Consider the following 3,575-nt stretch of genomic DNA (forward strand, 5'->3'; position numbering starts at 1 on the left):
CCAGCCCGAGCGCGATCCGCCCCAGCGCCGACTCGTCCACCACGCCGCCCCCGGCCCGCCCGCGCGCCACGAACACCCCGGCGGCTCCGGCGGCGAAGCAGCCCGCCGGCAAGCAGGCCCCGGCCCCCGCCACGAACCCGCTCTTCGACCCGACGGTCCCGCCCCGGCCGACCCCGCCCGCCATCCCACCGGTCCGCACCGACACCCCCTGCCCACCCGGCCAGGCCATCACCTACGCCGGCTGCCGCCCCCTCGGCCCGGTCATCACCCTCGGCCCGACCTCCCCGCACACCTGAGCCCCGCACACCTGAGCCCCGCGCCCCTGAGCCCCGGGCGGCCGGACCGGCTGCCCGGCCTCAGCTCCTCGGCCCGCCGGTCCTTGGCGCTCGGCCTCGTCGGGTCGAGAACTCACCGGGTCGAGAACTCACTCCACGACCTGACGCCCGAAGCGACGTCGAAGACCTCGGACAGCGTCGAGAAGAAGGCGGCATCGCCGTTGCCGACCCAGAAGTACCGCCTGTCCGGCGATCCGTCGTCCCACACCATGAAGATCCCCGCCGTGCCGTCGCCGTTCACCGATACCGGCGCCAGCACGGCGTCCTCCGTCAGGCCTTCGTCGATGTGGACGTCGATGCCGGTGACGATCTCGCGGAAACGCAGCGCCCGGGCGAGCGCGTCCCCGGACGGCCAGTCCCGCCACCCCAGGAGGGGCATGCCGGAGCGGAAGTTGTCCATTCCGTCGGAGAACTCCAGGAATTCGCGGTAGCCCGGCTCGATCGGCTGCCGCAGCCACCCTTCGAGTTCCGAGATCCGGCTCGCATCGGCCGGCGGCCGAAGTCCCGGAGGCGCCGAGAGCACGGAGCCGGGGTCCGAACGGTGGTCGTCGGTCCTCGCGGCCACCAGTCTGTCGATCCACTCAGCCAACTCTCGCCGCTCCCATCGCGTTCGTGCACCCGCTCCAGGGTGGGTCCCCGGGGTCCGGGGCGTTCAGTCCCACCAGAAGTGCCCCTGGTGGGAGCCGGCCGACTGCTCGGCGTAGGCGGTGAGGCTGCCGGCGCCCCGGTGGATCCGGTCGGGGCGGAAAGCGGCGTGTTCGGCGGCCGGCGGCAGCGCCTCGGGCGTCCACGCGGCGAGCGTGACCGTGGCCGGGCCGGTCGCTCCGGGCACGGCCTTCGATCCCGACGTCATCGACGTCATCGCAGGGCACTGCCGGCGGCTGCACACCCAGCCGCGGGAGGCCTGGGAGCGCGAGGTGGTGCACACCGGCCGAACCGCGCGGCGGCCGGGGGTCAGCTGCCCGGGTGGGTGGCGGCCCAGCCGTGTTCGAGCAGGGCGAAGGCCTCGTCGGCGGCCCGGCGCGGGTCGGGGGCGCTCAGGATGAGGCTGCGGGCCTCCAGGGCGAAGCGGGCCAGGGCGGCGCAGCCGATGTCGTCCTGGGGTGCGCCCGTGGCTTCGGCGATGGCCTTCGCCAGGGCGGCCTCGTGGCGGGTCCACATGCGGTGGGCGTAGTCGCGCAGTGCGGGGGTGTCCTGGACGAGGCGGGTGAAGTCGGCGAACTGCGGGTGCACGGTGTGGACGGCGTACTGGGCCTGGCCCCGCAGGAGGTGTTCGCGCAGGGCCTGCGGGATCGACCGGCCCGGGGGGCGCTCGCGCACGGCGGCGACGAGGGCCGCCTCGAGGTCGTCCTCCTGGTCGAAGAGCAGGGCCTCCTTGCCGGGGAAGTGCTTGAACAGGGTGGTCACCGAGACGTCGGCGCGGTCGGCGACGTCTTTGACGCCGACCTGGTCGTAGCCGTGTTCGAGGAAGAGTTCGAGGGCGGCGTCGGCCAGGGCCTGACGGGTCTGGGCCTTCTTGCGCTCGCGGCGCCCGGGCGGTGCGGTCCGCACGGGCGGTGCGGTCGCTTCGGTCGGTGTGGTCGCTTCGGTCACCCGTCCACCATATCCCGGAGTGAAGTCACTGTGAAAGTGTAGTCATTGCACTTATTGAGCGAGTATGCTTTCTTGGTGGTGTCGCCGTGCCGTCCCCGGCGGCCCACCCATCTCCCGGAGGGAACTCCCGTGAACCCTGCAGCCCGTGAACCCCGCATCGCGATCGTCGGGGCCGGCCTCGGCGGCCTCACCTGCGCCCGCGTCCTCCAGCGGCACGGCCGCCGCGTCACCGTCTTCGAACGCGAGGCCTCCGCCGACGCCCGGCCCCAGGGCGGCACCCTCGACATGCACGCCGACACCGGCCAGGCCGCCCTGCGCGCGGCGGGCCTGCTCGACCGCTTCCACGCCCTCGCCCGCCCCGAGGGCGACGAGTGGCGCGTGCTCGACCCCGCCACCGGCGCCCTCCTGAACCACCAGCCGCCCTCCCCGGACGACGACGGCGGCGACGGCGGCCGGCCGGAGATCGACCGGGGCCAACTGCGCGGCCTGCTCCTGGACTCGCTCACCGAAGGCACCGTGCGGTGGGACCGCGCCGTCACCGGAGTCGCCCCGCAGCCGAACGGCACCGCCCGGCTGCACTTCGCCGACGGCACCGCCGAGGACTTCGACCTGGTGGTCGGCGCCGACGGCGCCTGGTCCCGCGTACGCCCGGCCCTGTCGCACGCCGTGCCCGGCTACACCGGCGTCACCTTCGTCGAGACCGGGTTCGACCACTGCGACACCCGCCACCCCGACCTCGCCCGGCTGGTCGGCAACGGGTCACTGCTGGCCAAGGGCACCGGCCGCTCCCTCGTCGCCCAGCGCAACAGCAACGGCCACATCCGCGCCTACATCGCCTTCCGCGCACCCCGGGACTGGCACCGGGCCGCCGGCGTCGACCTCACCGACCGGACGGCCGTACGCGCGCACCTGCTCGGGATGTTCGAGGGCTGGGACGAGAGCCTGCGCTCCCTCCTGCGCGACGGCGACCACGGCTTCGTCAACCGCCCCCTGTTCGTCCTGCCCGCCCCGCACACCTGGCAGCACGTCCCCGGCCTCACCCTGCTCGGCGACGCCGCCCACCTGATGCCCCCGGTCGGCCTCGGCGCCAACCTCGCCATGCTCGACGGCGCCGACCTCGCCCACGCCCTCACGGACGGCCCCGACATCGACGAGGCCGTCCGCGCCTACGAGGACGTCATGCTGCCGCGCTCGACCGAGGCCGCGACGGGCAGCGCGCGGGGGCTCGACCACCTCGTCCCCGCGACGGCGGGCTGAGACGGCGGGCTGAACCGGCCGGCCCGGGGCGGCGGCCAGGGACGAGCGCGTACCCCGTAAGCCCGGCAGGCCCGGCCGGGGCAGCACAACCGGCGTCGCCCACGGGCCCGCCCACCACCTCGACACCTCGGCTCCACGACGAACAGCACGCCCGCCTGCTCCCCGTGACGGCCCACCGAGCGGCCGGCCCACCCCCCCCCCCCCCCCCCCCCCCCCCCGGCGCCCCCCCCCCCCCGCCCCCCTCCCCCCCCCCCCCCCAGCCCCTCGGCCTCGGGGTGACCGTCACCGTCGGACTGCTCGCCACACCGCGCTTCGGCGCCCTAGGCCTGGCCGCCGGCAACGCGACCGGGATCACCACCACCGCCGCGCTGCTGCTGCACGGCCTGGTGC

4 protein-coding genes and 1 pseudogene are annotated in these 3,575 nt (G+C 75.3%); 2 read left to right on the top strand and 3 right to left on the bottom strand.

The genetic code is table 11. The features are described from left to right. Positions 1 to 296, top strand: a pseudogene (locus BG452_RS31360) (hypothetical protein); the annotation flags it as partial. Positions 297 to 408: 112 nt separating this feature from the next. Here the strand turns inward: BG452_RS31360 and BG452_RS31365 are convergent. The 3 genes from BG452_RS31365 to BG452_RS31375 all read right to left on the bottom strand — a co-directional run bounded on the left by BG452_RS31365 (position 409) and on the right by BG452_RS31375 (position 1,928). Continuing rightward, the gene (locus BG452_RS31365) at positions 409 to 924 is read right to left on the bottom strand and encodes a hypothetical protein (RefSeq protein ID WP_188307741.1); all 516 of its coding nucleotides are present in this window, start codon (positions 922 to 924) and stop codon (positions 409 to 411) included. Between the two features lie 63 nt (positions 925 to 987). After that, positions 988 to 1,188 carry a DUF4253 domain-containing protein gene (locus BG452_RS31370; protein WP_188307742.1) on the bottom strand — a complete coding sequence of 67 codons (201 nt, stop codon included), beginning with the start codon at positions 1,186 to 1,188 and terminating at the stop codon, positions 988 to 990. Between the two features lie 101 nt (positions 1,189 to 1,289). Beyond that, positions 1,290 to 1,928: a helix-turn-helix domain-containing protein gene (locus BG452_RS31375; RefSeq protein WP_317621312.1), complete on the bottom strand. Its 639-nt coding sequence runs from the start codon at positions 1,926 to 1,928 to the stop codon at positions 1,290 to 1,292. Positions 1,929 to 2,057: 129 nt separating this feature from the next. Between BG452_RS31375 and BG452_RS31380 the strand changes: the two genes are divergently transcribed. Then, positions 2,058 to 3,185: an FAD-dependent oxidoreductase gene (locus BG452_RS31380; RefSeq protein WP_188307743.1), complete on the top strand. Its 1,128-nt coding sequence runs from the start codon at positions 2,058 to 2,060 to the stop codon at positions 3,183 to 3,185. The last annotated feature ends 390 nt before the right edge of the window (positions 3,186 to 3,575 follow it).

The sequence above is a fragment of the Streptomyces sp. CBMA123 genome (assembly GCF_014596465.1).
GTDB lineage: Bacteria > Actinomycetota > Actinomycetes > Streptomycetales > Streptomycetaceae > Kitasatospora.